Source organism: Pseudomonas sp. 2,4-D (assembly GCF_030418155.1).
In the GTDB taxonomy this organism is placed as follows: domain Bacteria; phylum Pseudomonadota; class Gammaproteobacteria; order Pseudomonadales; family Pseudomonadaceae; genus Aquipseudomonas; species Aquipseudomonas alloputida.
Map to the genome: position 1 here is coordinate 365,433 of NZ_JAUHUI010000001.1, position 17,083 is coordinate 382,515.

Genomic DNA, 17,083 nt, shown 5'->3' on the forward strand with positions numbered 1-17,083 from the left:
CGCGCTCTGCACCGTGGGTTCTGGCTGCTGGACAGTTGCTAAATAAAAATTCTGGAGCATTACGCATGAATAAAATGGGCAAGACGTTGCTGGCCGCCGCCCTGATGGGTGCCATGGCCTCCGCTGTTCAGGCTGAAGACAAAGTGTTGAACGTCTATAACTGGTCGGACTACATCGCTCCGGACACCATCGCCAAGTTCGAAAAGCAGACGGGGATCAAGGTCAAGTACGACGTCTTCGACAGCAACGAAACCCTGGAAGCCAAGCTGCTGGCAGGCAAGTCGGGCTATGACATCGTCGTGCCTTCGAACAATTTCCTGGCCAAGCAGATCAAGGCGGGCGTGTACGAGGAGCTGGACCGTTCCAAGCTGCCGAACTGGAAGAACCTCGACCCCGACCTGCTCAAGGCCGTTGGCGATGCCAGCGACAAGGACAACAAGCATGCCTTCCCTTATATGTGGGGCTCGATCGGCATCGGCTACAACCCGGAGAAGGTCAAGGCTGCGCTGGGCGTGGACAAGATCGATTCGTGGGACGTGGTGTTCAAGCCTGAGAACATCGCCAAGCTCAAGAGCTGCGGCGTGAGCTTCCTCGACGCCCCGACCGAAATGCTCCCGGCTGCGCTGCACTACCTCGGCAAGCCGACCGACAGCACCAAGAAAGAAGACCTGAAGGCCGCCGAGGACCTGTTCCTCAAGATCCGTCCTTCGATCACCTACTTCCACTCGTCCAAGTACATTGGCGACATGGCCAACGGCAACATCTGTGTAGCCGTCGGTTACTCGGGTGACCTGGAGCAGTCCAAGGCCCGTGCCCATGAAGCGGGCGACAAGGTCAAAGTGGACTACGTCATTCCGAAGGAAGGTGCCGGTACTTTCTACGACATGGTCGCCATCCCGAAAGATGCCGAACATAAAGACGCTGCCTACCAGTTCATGAACTTCCTGATGCAGCCGGAAATCATGGCTGAAATCACCAACGCCGTGCGCTTCCCGAACGGTAACGCTGCTGCCACCCCGTTCGTGGACAAAGACATCACCAGCGACCCAAGCATCTACCCGCCTGCCGAAGTGAAGAAGCAGCTGTACGCGATCGCTGCGCCTGACGCTTCTGTGCAGCGAGTGATCACCCGCAGCTGGACGAAGATCAAGTCGGGCAAGTAAGCCCGATGCGACAGCTCTGGGCCGCGTTTTTCGGCCCAGAGCCATTGAAAGGTAATTGATGATTGCGGCATCGAAGCTGCGAAGTTAAGTTGCGCGCCGGTTTTGCGTGTGCGGCAGCATTGTCGCTACCCAGGCACTGATTGTGAGGACCCCCACTTGTCTATTTCTGTATTCCGCAAGGCCTTGATGGCCGGCGCGGGCCTGACGCTGGCATGCAGCGTCCAAGCGGCGCCGACGGTGCACTTCTATAACTGGTCCGACTACATCGGCCCGACCACACTCGCGGATTTCGAGAAAGCTACGGGCATCAAGCCTGTGCAAGACGTGTTCGACTCCAACGAAACCCTGGAAGGCAAGCTACTGGCCGGCAACACCGGCTATGACGTGGTGGTGCCGTCCAACCATTTCCTCGGCAAGCAGATCAAGGCGGGCGCCTTCCAGAAGCTCGACAAGAACCTGCTGCCCAACTATTCCAACCTCGACCCGGCGTTGATGAAGCGCCTGGAAAAGAACGACCCGGGCAACGAGTACGCGGTGCCTTACCTGTGGGGTACCAACGGCATCGGTTACAACGTCGATAAGGTCAAGGCCGCGCTGGGCGTGGACACCATCGACTCCTGGGCCGTGCTGTTCGAACCCGAAAACATGAAGAAGCTCTCCAAGTGCGGTGTGGCTTTCCTCGACTCGGCGGACGAAATGCTGCCAGCGGTGCTCAACTACATGGGCCTCAACCCCAACAGCACCGACCCCAAGGATTACGCCAAGGCCGAGCAGAAGCTGCTGGCGGTGCGCCCGTACGTGACCTACTTCCACTCGTCCAAGTACATCACCGACCTGGCCAATGGCGACATCTGCGTCGCGGCAGGTTTCTCGGGTGATGTGTTCCAGGCCAAGGCCCGCGCTGAAGAAGCGAAGAAGGGTGTGAACCTTGCCTACGCCATTCCCAAGGAAGGCGGCAACCTCTGGTTCGACGTGCTGGCGATCCCCAAGGACGCCAAGAACGTCAAAGAGGCGCATGCCTTCATCAACTATTTGCTGAAACCTGAGGTTATCGCCCAGGTCAGTGATTACGTCGGTTACGCCAACCCGAACCCCAAGGCTGGCGCCCTGATGGACCAGGCCGTAAGGACTGACGCCGCGGTTTACCCACCGCAGGAAGTGCTGGACAAGATGTTCGTGAACTCAGAGTTGCCACCCAAGGTGCAACGGCTGATGACCCGCAGCTGGACCAAGGTCAAGTCGGGCAAGTAAAAATCCAGACCCGCGACGGCACAGTAGAACAGGCCACGCGGGCACAAAAATCTTGTTGGGAGTTTCACTCATGGCAGTTGCCTCCGGTGCCTATAAAAAAGCCCTCGAGGGTGGCCAGCAACCCAAGCAGGTGCTGGTCAAGATCGACCGGGTCACGAAAAAGTTCGACGAAACGGTAGCCGTGGACGATGTGTCCCTGGAAATCCGCAAGGGCGAGATCTTCGCCCTGCTGGGCGGCTCCGGTTCTGGCAAGTCCACCTTGCTGCGCATGCTGGCCGGCTTCGAGCGCCCGTCCGAAGGGCGGATCTTCCTTGATGGCGTCGACATCACCGACATGCCGCCCTACGAGCGGCCGATCAACATGATGTTCCAGTCCTACGCACTGTTCCCGCACATGACCGTGGCGCAGAACATCGCCTTCGGCCTGCAGCAGGACAAGATGCCCAAGGCAGAGATCGATGCCCGCGTGGCCGAGATGCTCAAGCTGGTGCACATGACCCAGTACGCCAAGCGCAAGCCGCACCAGTTGTCGGGCGGCCAGCGTCAGCGTGTGGCGTTGGCCCGCTCGCTGGCCAAGCGCCCCAAACTGCTGCTGCTCGACGAGCCGATGGGTGCACTGGACAAGAAACTGCGTTCGCAGATGCAGTTGGAGCTGGTCGAGATCATCGAGCGCGTGGGTGTAACCTGCGTGATGGTGACCCACGACCAGGAAGAGGCCATGACCATGGCCCAGCGCATCGCCATCATGCACCTGGGCTGGATCGCCCAGATCGGCTCGCCAGTGGACATCTACGAGACACCTACCAGCCGCCTGGTGTGCGAGTTCATCGGTAACGTCAACCTGTTCGAAGGTGACGTGGTCGACGACGCCGAAGGCTACGCGATCATTGCCAGCCCGGAGCTGGAGCGCAAGATCTACGTGGGCCACGGCATCACCACCTCGGTGGAAGACAAGCACATCACCTACGCCCTGCGCCCGGAAAAGATGCTGGTCACCACCCAGCAGCCAACCTGCGAGCACAACTGGTCGCGCGGCAAGATCCACGACATCGCCTACCTGGGCGGCCACTCGGTGTTCTATGTGGAGCTGCCGAGCGGCAAGGTCGTCCAGTCGTTCGTCGCCAACGCCGAGCGCCAAGGTACCCGTCCTACCTGGGGCGATGAAGTGTACGTATGGTGGGAAGACGACAGCGGCGTGGTACTGCGGTCATGAAACTGCGCAAGCTCAAGCGAGCCTTCCAGCGTCTGGTCCCGGAGGGGCGGCACCTGGTGATCGGCGTGCCGTTCATCTGGCTGTTCCTGTTCTTCATGCTGCCGTTCTTCATCGTCCTGAAGATCAGTTTTGCCGAAGCTGACGTGGCAATCCCGCCGTATACCGAGATCTACACCTACGTCGAAGACAAGATCCAGCTGGTCCTCAACCTGGCCAACTACGGGCTGTTGACCGAGGATGAGCTGTACCTCTCGGCCTACCTGGGTTCGTTGAAGATGGCGTTCTTCAGCACCCTGCTGTGCCTGCTGATCGGCTTCCCGATGGCCTACGCCATTGCCAACGCCAAGAAGGAGACCCAGACGGTCCTGCTGTTGCTGATCATGATGCCAACCTGGACCGCGATCCTGATCCGCGTCTATGCCTGGATGGGTATCCTCAGCAACAACGGCCTGCTCAACGGTTTCCTCCTGTGGACCGGGTTGATCGACCAGCCGTTGCAGATCCTCAACACCAACCTGGCGGTGTATATCGGCGTGGTCTATTCGTACCTGCCGTTCATGATCCTGCCGCTGTTCGCCAACCTGGTGAAGCATGATCCGAGCCTGCTCGAAGCTGCCTCCGACCTGGGTTCGAGCACCCTCAACAGCTTCTGGAAGATCACGGTACCGTTGTCGAAAAACGGCATCATCGCCGGCTGCATGCTGGTGTTCATCCCCGTGGTGGGCGAGTTCGTGATCCCGGAACTGCTCGGCGGCCCGGAAACCCTGATGATCGGTAAAGTGCTGTGGCAGGAGTTCTTCAACAACCGTGACTGGCCGGTGGCATCCGCCCTGGCGGTGGTGATGCTGGCGATCCTGATCGTGCCGATCCTGCTGTTCAACCGTAGCCAGGCCAAAGAGATGGAGGGCCGCGCATGAAACGCTTCAGTTTCTCCAAGCTGATGCTGGTGCTCGGCTTGCTGTTCATCTACCTGCCGATGCTGATCCTGGTGATCTACTCGTTCAACGCCTCCAAGCTGGTGACGGTGTGGGGCGGCTGGTCGATCAAATGGTACGTCGGCCTGCTCGACAACTCCCAGCTGATGGGGTCGGTGATGCGCTCGCTGGAAATCGCTTGCTACACGGCGGTGGCAGCGGTGGCGCTGGGTACCCTGGCGGCCTTCGTGCTGACCCGCGTCACCCGCTTCAAGGGCCGCACGCTGTTCGGTGGCCTGGTCACAGCGCCGCTGGTGATGCCCGAAGTGATCACCGGTCTGTCGCTGTTGCTGCTGTTCGTGGCCATGGCGCAGATGATCGGCTGGCCGCAGGAGCGGGGTATCGTCACTATCTGGATCGCCCATACAACGTTCTGTGCGGCGTATGTGGCGGTGGTGGTGTCGGCACGCCTGCGTGAGCTGGACCTGTCGATCGAGGAAGCGGCGATGGACCTGGGTGCCAAGCCGTGGAAGGTGTTCTTCCTGATCACCATCCCGATGATCGCGCCATCGCTGGCGGCGGGCGGCATGATGTCGTTCGCCCTGTCGCTGGACGACCTGGTATTGGCCAGCTTCGTCTCCGGGCCTGGCTCGACCACCTTGCCGATGGAAGTGTTCTCGGCGGTTCGTCTGGGCGTGAAGCCTGAGATCAACGCCGTGGCCAGCCTGATCTTGCTGTCGGTATCGCTGGTGACCTTCTTCGTCTGGTACTTCAGCCGCCAGGCCGAAGAGCGTCGTCGCAAGGCGATTCAGCAGGCGATCGAAGAGGGTGCTGCAGCCAACGCTTCGCAGCCGCAGGTCAAGCGCCCGTCGCAGGTGGCTGCGTCGGCCTGACCGGGCCCTTTCGCGGGCACGCCCGCTCCCACAGGGACCTCACAGCCTTCAGGGTTGTGCTGAGCCCTGTGGGGTAGGTGCATCACGATCTTCAGGGTTGTGCTGAGCTCTGTGGGGTAGGGGTATCAGAGCTTTCAGGGTTGTGGTGAGCCGTGTGGGGTAGGGGTGTCATAGCTTTCAGGGTTGTGGTGAGCCCTGTGGGAGCGGGCATGCCCGCGAAGGCTCCTGCACCGATTCAAAGCCATACCGCATCCCAATGTGGATAGTCCCTGATACTTCTGACCAATCCGGCCCTCAAGGGATTGGCAACAATGTACCGGGCTACATGAACCACACACTCTTCCCGCCGCAGCGCATGGTCCTGGTAACCCGATTGCCATATCGGCTTGTGCCCGACACCGGCCTTGCGCAAGGCAATCGCTGTGCGTGATTTGAACTTGCGCATCAACGTTCCCAATGTCACTTCTTTCAGCTCAATTAGCCAATGCAGATGGTCCGGCATCACTACCCAGGCCAACGATTGGCAGTCCTGAATGTCATCTGAGAGCCGAAGGTGTTTGACCACCAGACGGGCATGGTGGAAGTCGCGGAACAGTGGTTTGCGTTGATGCGTGATGGTGGTCAGCATGTAGAGCCTGCCGGGCTCGGAGAAGCGCCCACGGCGCAGTCGGTGGGATTCGGCTAACGGCATTTTGATCTTCCTTGAATGTGAACCTCCCTGTGAAAGGTAGCGGTTGGAGCGGGGATGGCAGATGACTGATGGTTTCTGGATATGGCAGATACTGATACATGGCTGTGGAGGCCTCTTCGTGGACTCGCCCGCTCACACAGGTACCGCGCAAGTCTCAAATAGTGCGCTCTCTCTGTGGGAGCGGGCGTGCCCGCGAAGAGGCCCTGAAGGTGTACGACTTTCATGAACTCACGTCGCTGCGTTGCGAGTACTGGCGACGAGATACTACTTTCCTTTAGCCGCAGGGCTATCTTTGAGTACGCTTCACAGCCTGACGCGAAGAACGGCAGACAGCAATTCATGTTCAAATTCATCGAGAGTGGAATGGACGATTTCTTTCAAGGCAGTGCGTAGGCGCCTGGCTTCACCGAAATTTTGAATGAAATCCTTCACTATTGGCGAATCTGGAGGAAGGTGCCGAACGTTCTGAGCTTTGAAGTCATTGTGCTGATTTGCAGTGCGAATATAACTTTTTAAATAAATGCGAGTGCTGTCAGGAAGCCTAGCGATTGCTTGAGGGGCTACGTTAATGAATTCGGGAGCTCGTCGTGAGGGTGGTATGCTATCTGAAGATTCATGGAGTTGTTGTTTGGATGCTGGCGTAGCTGATAGCGTAGCAGGGCTCTCATCTGAATTGAAAATTTTAGCGCTCGAGTTTCCCCAGCGAAACTGTTTTTGTACATAATCAGGCCTGGATTTCAATGTCCAGTTTGTATCGATTGTTATTGTCTTGGAGCGGGGTAGTAGGGGTGAGCGGCCTGTTGGGTCGGATAGGTTTATGGGGTCATTAAAGCAATAGGTATATGAGTTTATACCGCCAAGCGAAAAAGGACTCAAGCTATCGCTGGAGTGGAAACGAAAAATTCTGGGGTTGTATGTTCGGGCGCCAAGACCAAGAAAGTATAAGCCCGCTGTGCTGTGTAGAAGTTCGCCGTGAAACTGTAAAGAGTTGGTAGGGTTACAGGGCGTCTTTGAGTGCCCGTAGGGGGTAAATGTATGGTTTCGATTGGTGTTGCTTAGCTTCGCCATTTTTAGGTCCTCCTTTCCAGGTTGACTATCTACTTTTCTGGCCGTTTGGCAACTATTAGAAATATCAGGTCTCAGCGAGTGCTTTTGTGAGTTAGCTGCGCTTTTCCTGCTGCTTGGATGCAGCTAAAAGCATGCAGGTCAATGACGTTCAATGAACACTGATCTACGCTTTCCCTCGCATCCCACGATTCATTTGTGCGAGGTTCGCACCGGCTGTGAAAATGTCGGGATGATCCCCGCCAGTGATGTTTATCGAACCCTGAACTACGCTCACAGTCGCATCCCACAAATCATTTGTGCACAAGCAAGGAGCCAGCATGGCGTTGATGCGTCCGCTGTCGGTCGTCTGCCTGGGGCTGTTGTACATGCTCACCGGCTGTAGCAAGGAAGAGGTCCCCGAGACACTGCCTCGGGTGGGTGTGCAGCAGGTACAACCCACCGATTTCGCTGCCAGGGTCACTTTGACCGGTGACGTGCAGGCGCGGGTGCAGACCGATTTGTCATTCCGCGTCGGCGGCAAGATCATTTCGCGTAGCGTCGACGTGGGTGATCACGTCAAGGCCAACCAGGTGCTCGCCCGGCTCGACCCGAAAGACCTGCAGAACAATGTCGACTCGGCCAAGGCCGAGGTATTTGCCGCGCAGGCGCGGGTCACCCAGACCAGTGCGGCCTTCGTGCGCCAGCAAAAACTGCTGCCCAAGGGCTACACCAGCCAGAGCGAGTACGATGCTGCCGAGGCCGCGCTACGCAGCAATCAGAGCGCACTCAAGGCCGCCCAGGCCCAACTGGCCAATGCCAACGAGCAACTCAGCTACACCGCACTGGTCTCCGAGGCCGCCGGGGTAATCACCGAGCGCCAGGCCGAGGTTGGCCAGGTGGTGCAGGCGACCATGCCGATCTTCAGCCTGGCCGTCGATGGCGACCGCGATGCGGTGTTCAATGTCTACGAGTCGCTGCTGGTGGCGCCGCCCAGCGATGCCGGGGTAGTCGTGAGCCTGCTGGACGATCCCAAGGTCCAGGCCCATGGCTTCGTACGTGAAATCACCCCCACCGTGTCGGCGCAAAGCGGCACCGTGCAGGTCAAGGTGGGGCTTAAGGACGTGCCGCCCGGGATGCAATTGGGGGCACCGGTTACTGCCACCACCAACGCCCAGGGCCGGCCCAGCATCGAGCTGCCATGGTCGGCGCTGACCAAGGCCTTGCATGAGCCTGCCGTGTGGGTGGTGGGCGAGGGCGACAAGGTGGAACTGCGCAAGGTCGAAATCCGCCGTTACCTCACCGGCAAGATCGTGGTCGCCAGCGGCCTGAAAGGCGGCGAGACCGTAGTGGTCAACGGCGGCCAGTTGCTGCACCCCGGCATGCAGGTACAGAAGGTCGACGCCAAGGGCCCAGGGGGTGAGCTATGAAGCGTCTGTTGCTGATGCTCTCGGCCGCTGTGCTGCTGGTCGGTTGCAGTAGCGAAGAAGAGGCACCAGAGGCGATCCGGCCCGTGCTGTCGGTCAAGGTCGAACCTCAGGTGCAGTCGCAGCTGGGCCGCTTCGCCGGCAGTATCCAGGCGCGCTTCGAAAGCACCTTGGGCTTCCGGGTTTCCGGGCGCATTGCCCGGCGCTGGCTGGACGTGGGCGCCCAGGTGAAGCCGGGCGACACCTTGGCCACCCTGGACCCGACCGACCAGCAGAACCAGTTGCGCGCCGCCGAAGGCGATCTGGCCAAGGTGCAGGCACAGTGGATCAACGCCCAGGCCGATGCCCGTCGCCAGCAGCAGTTGTATGATCGTGGGGTAGGCGCCCAGGCACAGCTGGATATTGCCCAGACCAACCTGAAAACCACCAGTGCGGCGTTGGAGCAGGCACGCTCCGCCGTCAGCCAGGCCCGTGACCAGCTCGACTACAGCACCCTGCGTGCAGACCACGCTGCCGTGATTACCGCGTGGCAGGCCGAAGCCGGGCAAACCGTTACCGTCGGGCAAGCCGTGGTGACCCTGGCCCGGCCGGACGTGAAGGAGGCGGTAATCGACCTGCCGATCGGCCTGGCCGAGCAGTTGAGCAAAGGCCTGACCTTCACCGTCGCCTCGCAACTGGACCCGACCATCAACACCACGGCCAGCCTGCGTGAACTGGAGCCCCAGGCCGATGCCACCACCCGTACCCGCCGCGCTCGCCTGACCCTGGCCAGCACACCGGCGGCCTTTCACCTTGGTACCGCCATCAGTGTGACCCTTAGCTCGGAAGTGTCCCCGCGCAGCGAACTGCCCTTGAGTGCCTTGCTCGAGCGCGATGGCAAGACCCAGGTGTGGGTGATCGATACGCAGAACAAGACCGTGGCCACCCGTGACGTGGCGCTGATCGACCGCACCGCTGACAGCATCGTGCTGAGCTCTGGTGTGCAGCCCGGTGAGCGCGTGGTCACCGCCGGCGTCAACAGCCTCAAGCCTGGCCAGAAGGTCACCTTCGACGAGGATGCGCAATGAAAGGAAGCTTCAACCTGTCCGACTGGGCACTCAAGCATCAATCGTTCGTCTGGTACCTGATGTTCGTTAGCCTGTTGATGGGGATTTTTTCCTACTTCAACCTGGGCCGCGAGGAAGACCCGTCGTTCACCATCAAGACCATGGTCATCCAAACCCGCTGGCCGGGTGCGACCCAGGACGAAACCCTGTACCAGGTTACCGACCGCATCGAGAAGAAGCTCGAGGAACTCGACTCGCTCGACTACACCAAAAGCTACACCCGCCCCGGCGAATCCACGGTCTACGTGTACCTTCGCGATACCACCAAGGCCAAGGACATTCCGGATATCTGGTACCAGGTGCGCAAGAAAATCCAGGACATTCGTGGCGAATTTCCCGCCGGTATCCAGGGGCCGGGCTTCAACGACGAATTCGGTGATGTATTCGGCTCGATCTATGCCTTTACCGCCGACGGCCTGACGCTGCGCCAACTGCGGGACTACGTGGAACAGGCACGGGCCGAGGTCCGCGATGTACCCAACATCGGCAAGATCGAGCTGGTCGGCACCCAGGACGAAGTGCTGTACCTGAACTTCTCCACCCGCAAGCTGGCTGCCCTGGGCATTGACCAGCGCCAGGTGATGCAGGCACTTCAAGCGCAGAACGCGGTGACGCCGGCCGGCATGATCGAGGCCGGCCCGGAGCGCATCTCGGTGCGTACGTCCGGGCAGTTTGCCTCGGAAAAAGACCTGCAAACCGTCAACTTGAGGATCAACGACCGCTTCTTCCGCCTGGCCGATATCGCCGACATCGAGCGCGGCTACGTTGACCCGCCTTCGCCAATGTTCCGTTACAACGGCCAGACAGCCATTGGCCTCGCCATCGGCATGAAGGCCGGCGGTAACATCCAGGTGTTCGGCGCGGCGTTGAAAAAGCGCATGGATCAGGTGGTCCAGGACCTGCCGGTGGGTGTTGGTGTACACACCGTTTCTGACCAGGCCGTGGTGGTCGAGCAGGCGGTCGGCGGTTTCACCAGCGCGCTGTTCGAGGCGGTGGTGATCGTGCTGGCCGTGAGCTTTGTCAGTCTTGGCGTGCGCGCCGGGCTGGTGGTGGCCTGCTCGATCCCACTGGTGCTGGCCATGGTGTTCGTGTTCATGGAGTACAGCGGCATCACCATGCAGCGGATTTCGCTGGGTGCGCTGATCATTGCGCTTGGCCTGCTGGTGGACGATGCGATGATTACCGTGGAGGTGATGGTCACGCGGCTGGAAATGGGTGAAAGCAAGGAGCAGGCGGCGACGTTCGCCTACACCTCCACAGCCTTCCCCATGCTTACCGGCACCTTGGTGACCGTGGCCGGGTTCGTGCCTATCGGCCTCAACGCCAGCTCTGCGGGTGAATACACCTTCACCCTGTTCGCGGTGATTGCCGTGGCCCTGATCGTGTCGTGGGTGGTGGCTGTGTTCTTCGCGCCGGTGCTTGGCGTGCATATTCTCAAAGGCGACAAGCTCAAGGCTCACGAGGCTGAGCCTGGCCGGGTCGGGCGGGCATTTGAAGGCGGGTTGCTGTGGTGCATGCGCAACCGCTGGTTGACCATCATCGGCACCGTGGTGCTGTTTGCCCTGTCGATCTTCTGCATGCGTTTTGTGCAGAACCAGTTTTTCCCGTCCTCGGACCGCCCGGAAATTCTCGTCGACCTCAACCTGCCGCAGAACGCCTCGATCGAGGAGACGCGCAAGGTGGTCGACCGCTTCGAGGCACGGATCAAGGACGATCCGGACCTGGTGCACTGGAGTACCTACATCGGCCAGGGCGCGATCCGCTTCTACCTGCCTCTCGATCAGCAGTTGCAGAACCCTTACTACGCGCAGTTGGTGATTGTCAGCAAGGGCTTCGAAGAGCGTCAGGCCATGATGGACCGCCTGCAGAAGATCCTGCACGAAGAGTTCGTCGGCGTCGGCACCAACGTGCAATCGCTGGAGATGGGCCCGCCTGTGGGCCGGCCGATTCAGTATCGGGTCAGCGGTGCCAACATCGACGAGGTACGCAAACACGCCATCGAGCTGGCCACCTTGCTCGACCAGAACGAGAACATCGGCGAGATGATCTACGACTGGAACGAGCCGGGTAAGGTGCTGCGCGTGGAAATTGCCCAGGACAAGGCACGCCAGCTGGGGCTGTCGTCCGAAGATGTTGCCAATGTGATGAACAGCATCGTCAGTGGCGTGCAGATCACCCAGGTCAACGACAACATCTATCTGGTCGATGTGGTCGCGCGCGCCGAAGACAGCGAGCGTGGCTCACCTGATACCCTGCAGAACCTGCAAATTCTTACCCCTAACGGCACGTCGATCCCACTGCTGTCGTTCGCCACCGTGCGCTACGAACTGGAACAGCCGCTGGTGTGGCGCCGCGACCGCAAGCCGACCATCACCATCAAGGCCTCGGTCAATGGCGAGATCCAGCCCACGGACCTGGTGGCCCAGCTGAAGCCGAATATCGACGAATTCGCCAGCAAGTTGCCGGTAGGCTTCGAAGTGGCTACCGGCGGTACGGTGGAGGAGAGTGCCAAGGCACAAGGGCCGATCCGCAAGGTTATCCCGCTGATGCTGTTCCTGATGGCGACCTTCCTGATGATCCAGCTGCACAGCGTGCAGAAGCTGTTTCTGGTGGTCAGCGTGGCGCCGCTGGGGCTGATCGGCGTGGTGCTGGCGCTGGTGCCTACGGGTACGCCGATGGGCTTCGTGGCGATCCTCGGCATCCTCGCGCTGGCGGGCATCATCATTCGTAACTCGGTGATTCTGGTGACCCAGATAGACGAGTTCGAAGCCCAGGGCTTGTCGCCGTGGGATGCGGTGGTGGAGGCTACCAACCACCGGCGCCGGCCGATCCTGCTGACTGCGGCGGCGGCGAGCCTGGGCATGATCCCGATTGCACGCGAGGTGTTCTGGGGCCCCATGGCCTACGCCATGATTGGCGGGATCATCGTGGCGACCTTGCTGACGCTGCTGTTCCTGCCGGCGCTGTACGTGGCCTGGTACAAGATCCGCGAGCCGCAGAAACACTCCTGAAGGCCTGTATGGCCCCTTGTAGGAGCGGGTTTACCCGCGAGTGCGATGGTGCATCGACCACCGTATTCGCGGGTAAACCCGCTCCTACAAGGGGGCGTGTGCTTTTAAAAAAAGGTTATATAAAAATTCTTAAACAGTATTTTTAAGAATAATCCCGCCTCACTACTATTGCCCTCAAGCCAGGCGCAAACCCCCTTCAAACCTCTGCCCGGCGCCCTCACTCCAAGGAGAACGAGCATGAGTGCATCTCTGCGTAGCATCGACGGTCAGGACGAAGCCACCATCTTGCGTGAAATCCAGAGCGCCTTGCGCGACCTGCGGTTCGGTGCGGTGGAGATCACCGTGCACAACGCTCAGGTGGTACAGATCGAGCGCAAGGAGAAGTTCCGCCTGCAACAGCCCGGCAACAAGCCCGGCTGATCGGCGCCACAACATCCAAAACTAGAAAAAATGCCAATCGGGAGCTTCACCATGTCCATCCGCCGTTATGCGCTCGCCGCCCTGGCCAGTGCTGTTTTTGCCGGTTCCGCCATCGCCAAGGACTACGAACTGCTCAACGTGTCCTACGACCCGACCCGTGAGCTGTACCAGCAGTACAACGCCGAGTTCATCAAACACTGGCAACAGGCCCACCCGGGTGACAAGGTGAAAATCCAGCAATCCCATGGGGGGTCGGGCAAGCAGGCCCGTGCGGTGATCGACGGCCTGCGCGCCGACGTGGTGACCCTCGCCCTGGCCGGCGACATCGACGAAGTGGCCAAGCTTGGCAAGACCCTGCCCGAGAACTGGCAGACCCGCCTGCCTGACGCCAGCACCCCGTACACCTCGACCATCGTGTTCCTGGTGCGCAAGGGCAACCCGAAAGGCATCAAGGACTGGGGCGACCTGATCAAGAAGGACGTGTCGGTCATCACTCCGAACCCGAAAACCTCCGGCGGTGCACGCTGGAACTTCCTCGCAGCGTGGGCGTACGGCCTGAAGGCCGGCGGTAGCGAAGAGAAGGCCAAGGCCTATGTGCAGGAGCTGTTCAAGCATGTACCGGTGCTGGATACCGGCGCCCGTGGTTCGACCATCACCTTCGTCAACAATGGCCAGGGCGACGTGTTGCTGGCCTGGGAAAACGAAGCCTTCCTGGCCCTGAAGGAAGACGGTGGTGCCGACAAGTTCGACATCGTCGTGCCGTCGCTGTCGATCCTGGCCGAGCCGCCAGTGGCCGTGGTCGACAAGAACGCCGAGAAGAAGGGCAATACCGAGATTGCCACCGAATACCTCAAGCACCTGTACAGCCCGGCCGGGCAGAAGATTGCCGCCGAGAACTTCTACCGCCCGCGTGACGAGAAAGTCGCTGCGGAGTTTGGCAAGCAGTTCCCGAAACTGGACCTGGTGACCATCGACAAGGACTTTGGTGGGTGGAAGACTGCACAACCGAAATTCTTCAATGATGGCGGTGTGTTCGACCAGATCTATCAGGCACAGTAAGGGCCAAAGGAAATCGGGGCCGCGTTGCGGGCCATTCGCGGCACAAGGCCGCTCCCACAAGGAACCATGATCCCCTGTGGGAGCGGCCTTGTGTCGCGAATGGGCTGCCAAGCAGCCCCAGGATTCAAAAGCTTGCACCGGCCCGGGATTGTTTCCGGGCTGAGTGCGTTCAACCAGGGATATTTATGTCGCGTCGTATCTCCCCCGTCATACCCGGCTTCGGGCTGACGCTGGGCTACACCTTGGTGTACCTCAGCCTGATCGTGCTGATACCGCTGGCGGCCATGTTCATCCATGCCTCGCAGCTGACCTTCGAGCAGTTCTGGACCATCATCAGTGCGCCGCGGGTGATCGCTGCGCTCAAGCTGAGCTTCGGCACCGCCCTGTTCGCCGCCATCATCAACGGTGTGATCGGTACCCTGCTGGCCTGGGTGCTGGTGCGTTACACCTTCCCCGGGCGCAAGATCATCGATGCGATGATCGACCTGCCGTTCGCCTTGCCCACCGCGGTTGCCGGTATCGCCCTGACTGCCCTGTACGCGCCGCAGGGCTGGGTCGGCCAGTTCGCCACCGACCTGGGCTTCAAGATCGCCTACACCCCGCTGGGCATCACCCTGGCACTGACCTTCGTGACCCTGCCGTTCGTGGTGCGCACGGTGCAGCCGGTACTGGCCGACATCCCGCGCGAAGTGGAAGAGGCCGCAGCCTGCCTGGGCGCCAAGCCACTGCAGGTGTTCCGCCACATCCTGGCGCCGGCCCTGCTGCCGGCATGGCTCACCGGCTTTGCCTTGGCCTTCGCCCGTGGCGTGGGCGAGTATGGTTCGGTGATCTTCATTGCCGGCAACATGCCGATGAAGACCGAGATCCTGCCGCTGCTGATCATGGTCAAGCTCGACCAGTACGACTACACCGGCGCGACCGCCATCGGCGTGTTGATGCTGGTGGTTTCCTTCATCCTGCTGCTGCTGATCAACCTGCTGCAGCGCCGCATCGAAACCCCTTGAAGGAGGCCGGCATGTCCAGTTCATCCCTGAGTGCAAGTGCCGCAGCCAACGCCGCCCGCCGTGGCAGCGCCACGTCACGGCGTATCCTGATCGGCCTTGGCTGGCTGGTGTTCGCCCTGTTCCTGCTGCTGCCGCTGGTGATCGTGGTATCGCAGGCGCTGAAGAACGGTTTTGGCACCTTCTTCGAGGCGATATTCGAACCCGATGCGTTGTCGGCGCTGAAGCTGACCCTGCTCGCCGTGGTTATCTCGGTGCCGCTCAACCTGGTATTTGGCGTAAGCGCCGCCTGGTGCGTCAGCAAGTACACCTTCCGTGGCAAGAGCATCCTGGTCACCCTGATCGACCTGCCGTTCTCGGTGTCCCCCGTGATCGCCGGCCTGGTCTACGTGCTGATGTTTGGCGCGCAAGGCCTGCTCGGGCCGTGGCTGCAGGACCACGATATCCAGATCGTGTTCGCCCTGCCGGGCATTGTCCTGGCGACCATTTTCGTTACCGTACCGTTCGTGGCCCGTGAGCTGATCCCGCTGATGCAGGAGCAAGGCACGCAAGAGGAGGAGGCTGCACGGCTGCTCGGTGCCAACGGCTGGCAGATGTTCTGGCACGTGACCCTGCCGAACATCAAATGGGGCCTGATTTACGGCGTGGTGCTGTGTACCGCGCGGGCCATGGGCGAGTTCGGCGCGGTGTCGGTGGTTTCGGGCCACATCCGTGGCGTGACCAACACCTTGCCGCTGCATGTGGAGATCCTCTACAACGAGTACAACCACGTCGCGGCCTTCAGCGTGGCCAGCTTGTTGCTGATCCTGGCGCTCTTCATCCTGCTGCTCAAGCAGTGGAGCGAGAACCGTATTAACCGCCTGCGCCACAGCGCCGCGGAGGAATGATTCATGTCGATCGAAGTTCGTAACGTCAGCAAGCGCTTCAACAGCTTCCAGGCCCTGAACGCTATCAACCTGGACATCAACAGCGGCGAGCTGGTGGCTTTGCTCGGCCCGTCCGGCTGCGGCAAGACCACCCTGCTGCGCATCATTGCCGGCCTGGAAACCCCGGACCAGGGCAACATCGTGTTCCATGGCGAGGACGTTTCCGGCCACGATGTGCGTGACCGTAATGTCGGGTTCGTGTTCCAGCACTACGCGCTATTCCGCCACATGAGCGTGTTCGACAACGTTGCCTTCGGCCTGCGCATGAAGCCCAAGGGCGAGCGCCCGAGCGAGAGCAAGATTGCCGAGAAGGTGCATGAGCTGCTGAATATGGTGCAACTGGACTGGCTGTCCGACCGCTACCCCGAGCAGCTTTCCGGTGGCCAGCGTCAGCGTATCGCCCTGGCCCGCGCCCTGGCGGTGGAGCCGAAGGTGCTGCTGCTGGACGAGCCATTCGGTGCGCTGGATGCCAAGGTGCGCAAGGAGCTGCGTCGCTGGCTGGCGCGGCTGCACGAGGATATCAACCTGACGTCGGTGTTCGTTACCCACGACCAGGAAGAAGCCATGGAAGTAGCCGACCGCATCGTGGTGATGAACAAGGGCGTGATCGAGCAGATCGGCTCGCCGGGTGAGGTGTACGATCAGCCGGCCAACGATTTCGTCTACCACTTCCTTGGTGACTCCAACCGCCTGGCCTTGAGCGAAGGGCATCACGTGCTGTTTCGCCCGCACGAGGTGTCGCTGTCGCGGCACGAGACCGAAGGGCACCATGCGGCCGAGGTGCGCGACATTCGGCCGTTGGGCGCGACCACGCGGGTGACCTTGAAGGTGGAAGGGCAGAGCGAGCTGATCGAGGCCGAGGTGGTGAAAGACCATGACAGCCTGACCGGGTTGGCGCGGGGAGAGACGTTGTTCTTCCGACCGAAGGTTTGGCAGAAGGTGGCGGATATCTGAGTCGCACAAG

15 protein-coding genes are annotated in these 17,083 nt (G+C 60.5%); 13 read left to right on the forward strand and 2 right to left on the reverse strand.

Annotated features, from left to right (window positions below; translation table 11 throughout):
• Positions 1–65 precede the first annotated feature (65 nt).
• The 5 genes from QYE47_RS01730 (at position 66) to QYE47_RS01750 (ending at position 5,434) form a co-directional block, all read left to right on the forward strand.
• Positions 66–1,163 carry a polyamine ABC transporter substrate-binding protein gene (locus QYE47_RS01730; RefSeq protein ID WP_014592782.1) on the forward strand — a complete coding sequence of 366 codons (1,098 nt, stop codon included), beginning with the start codon at positions 66–68 and terminating at the stop codon, positions 1,161–1,163.
• A 156-nt stretch (positions 1,164–1,319) separates the two neighbouring features.
• A complete protein-coding gene (locus QYE47_RS01735; protein ID WP_014592781.1) occupies positions 1,320–2,414 on the forward strand; it encodes a polyamine ABC transporter substrate-binding protein in 1,095 nt (364 codons plus the stop codon).
• A 70-nt stretch (positions 2,415–2,484) separates the two neighbouring features.
• Positions 2,485–3,627 (forward strand): polyamine ABC transporter ATP-binding protein, encoded by a 1,143-nt coding sequence (gene potA / locus QYE47_RS01740; RefSeq protein WP_010955706.1) that lies wholly within the window; start codon positions 2,485–2,487, stop codon positions 3,625–3,627.
• Entirely contained in the window at positions 3,624–4,544 is a 921-nt protein-coding gene (locus tag QYE47_RS01745; protein WP_014592780.1) for an ABC transporter permease subunit, read from the forward strand. Before potA ends, QYE47_RS01745 begins: the two co-directional genes overlap by 4 nt.
• Positions 4,541–5,434 carry an ABC transporter permease subunit gene (locus QYE47_RS01750; protein WP_014592779.1) on the forward strand — a complete coding sequence of 298 codons (894 nt, stop codon included), beginning with the start codon at positions 4,541–4,543 and terminating at the stop codon, positions 5,432–5,434. Before QYE47_RS01745 ends, QYE47_RS01750 begins: the two co-directional genes overlap by 4 nt.
• Before the next feature lie 235 nt (positions 5,435–5,669).
• Here QYE47_RS01750 and QYE47_RS01755 read toward each other — a convergent pair whose 3' ends face one another.
• Both QYE47_RS01755 and QYE47_RS01760 read right to left on the reverse strand, forming a co-directional pair.
• Positions 5,670–6,125 (reverse strand): transposase, encoded by a 456-nt coding sequence (locus tag QYE47_RS01755; RefSeq protein WP_019437290.1) that lies wholly within the window; start codon positions 6,123–6,125, stop codon positions 5,670–5,672.
• Positions 6,126–6,428: 303 nt separating this feature from the next.
• Positions 6,429–7,193, reverse strand: coding sequence for an RHS repeat-associated core domain-containing protein (locus tag QYE47_RS01760; RefSeq protein WP_080557836.1), 765 nt, complete (start codon positions 7,191–7,193; stop codon positions 6,429–6,431).
• Positions 7,194–7,510: 317 nt separating this feature from the next.
• Between QYE47_RS01760 and QYE47_RS01765 the strand changes: the two genes are divergently transcribed.
• The 8 genes from QYE47_RS01765 (at position 7,511) to QYE47_RS01800 (ending at position 17,073) form a co-directional block, all read left to right on the forward strand.
• Positions 7,511–8,599 carry an efflux RND transporter periplasmic adaptor subunit gene (locus tag QYE47_RS01765; RefSeq protein WP_014592777.1) on the forward strand — a complete coding sequence of 363 codons (1,089 nt, stop codon included), beginning with the start codon at positions 7,511–7,513 and terminating at the stop codon, positions 8,597–8,599.
• Positions 8,596–9,663: an efflux RND transporter periplasmic adaptor subunit gene (locus QYE47_RS01770; RefSeq protein ID WP_014592776.1), complete on the forward strand. Its 1,068-nt coding sequence runs from the start codon at positions 8,596–8,598 to the stop codon at positions 9,661–9,663. Before QYE47_RS01765 ends, QYE47_RS01770 begins: the two co-directional genes overlap by 4 nt.
• Positions 9,660–12,713: an efflux RND transporter permease subunit gene (locus QYE47_RS01775; protein ID WP_014592775.1), complete on the forward strand. Its 3,054-nt coding sequence runs from the start codon at positions 9,660–9,662 to the stop codon at positions 12,711–12,713. The genes QYE47_RS01770 and QYE47_RS01775 overlap by 4 nt, the downstream gene beginning before the upstream one ends.
• A gap of 237 nt (positions 12,714–12,950) precedes the next feature.
• Positions 12,951–13,133 (forward strand): sulfur starvation response protein OscA, encoded by a 183-nt coding sequence (gene oscA / locus QYE47_RS01780; RefSeq protein WP_003248957.1) that lies wholly within the window; start codon positions 12,951–12,953, stop codon positions 13,131–13,133.
• Positions 13,134–13,184: 51 nt separating this feature from the next.
• Entirely contained in the window at positions 13,185–14,192 is a 1,008-nt protein-coding gene (locus QYE47_RS01785; RefSeq protein WP_003248959.1) for a sulfate ABC transporter substrate-binding protein, read from the forward strand.
• Between the two features lie 185 nt (positions 14,193–14,377).
• Positions 14,378–15,196, forward strand: coding sequence for a sulfate ABC transporter permease subunit CysT (gene cysT, locus QYE47_RS01790; protein ID WP_003248961.1), 819 nt, complete (start codon positions 14,378–14,380; stop codon positions 15,194–15,196).
• Positions 15,197–15,207: 11 nt separating this feature from the next.
• The gene (gene cysW, locus QYE47_RS01795) at positions 15,208–16,080 is read left to right on the forward strand and encodes a sulfate ABC transporter permease subunit CysW (RefSeq protein WP_010955698.1); all 873 of its coding nucleotides are present in this window, start codon (positions 15,208–15,210) and stop codon (positions 16,078–16,080) included.
• 3 nt (positions 16,081–16,083) lie between these two features.
• Complete coding sequence (locus QYE47_RS01800) at positions 16,084–17,073, forward strand: sulfate/molybdate ABC transporter ATP-binding protein (RefSeq protein WP_003248965.1); 990 nt, start codon at positions 16,084–16,086, stop codon at positions 17,071–17,073.
• The last annotated feature ends 10 nt before the right edge of the window (positions 17,074–17,083 follow it).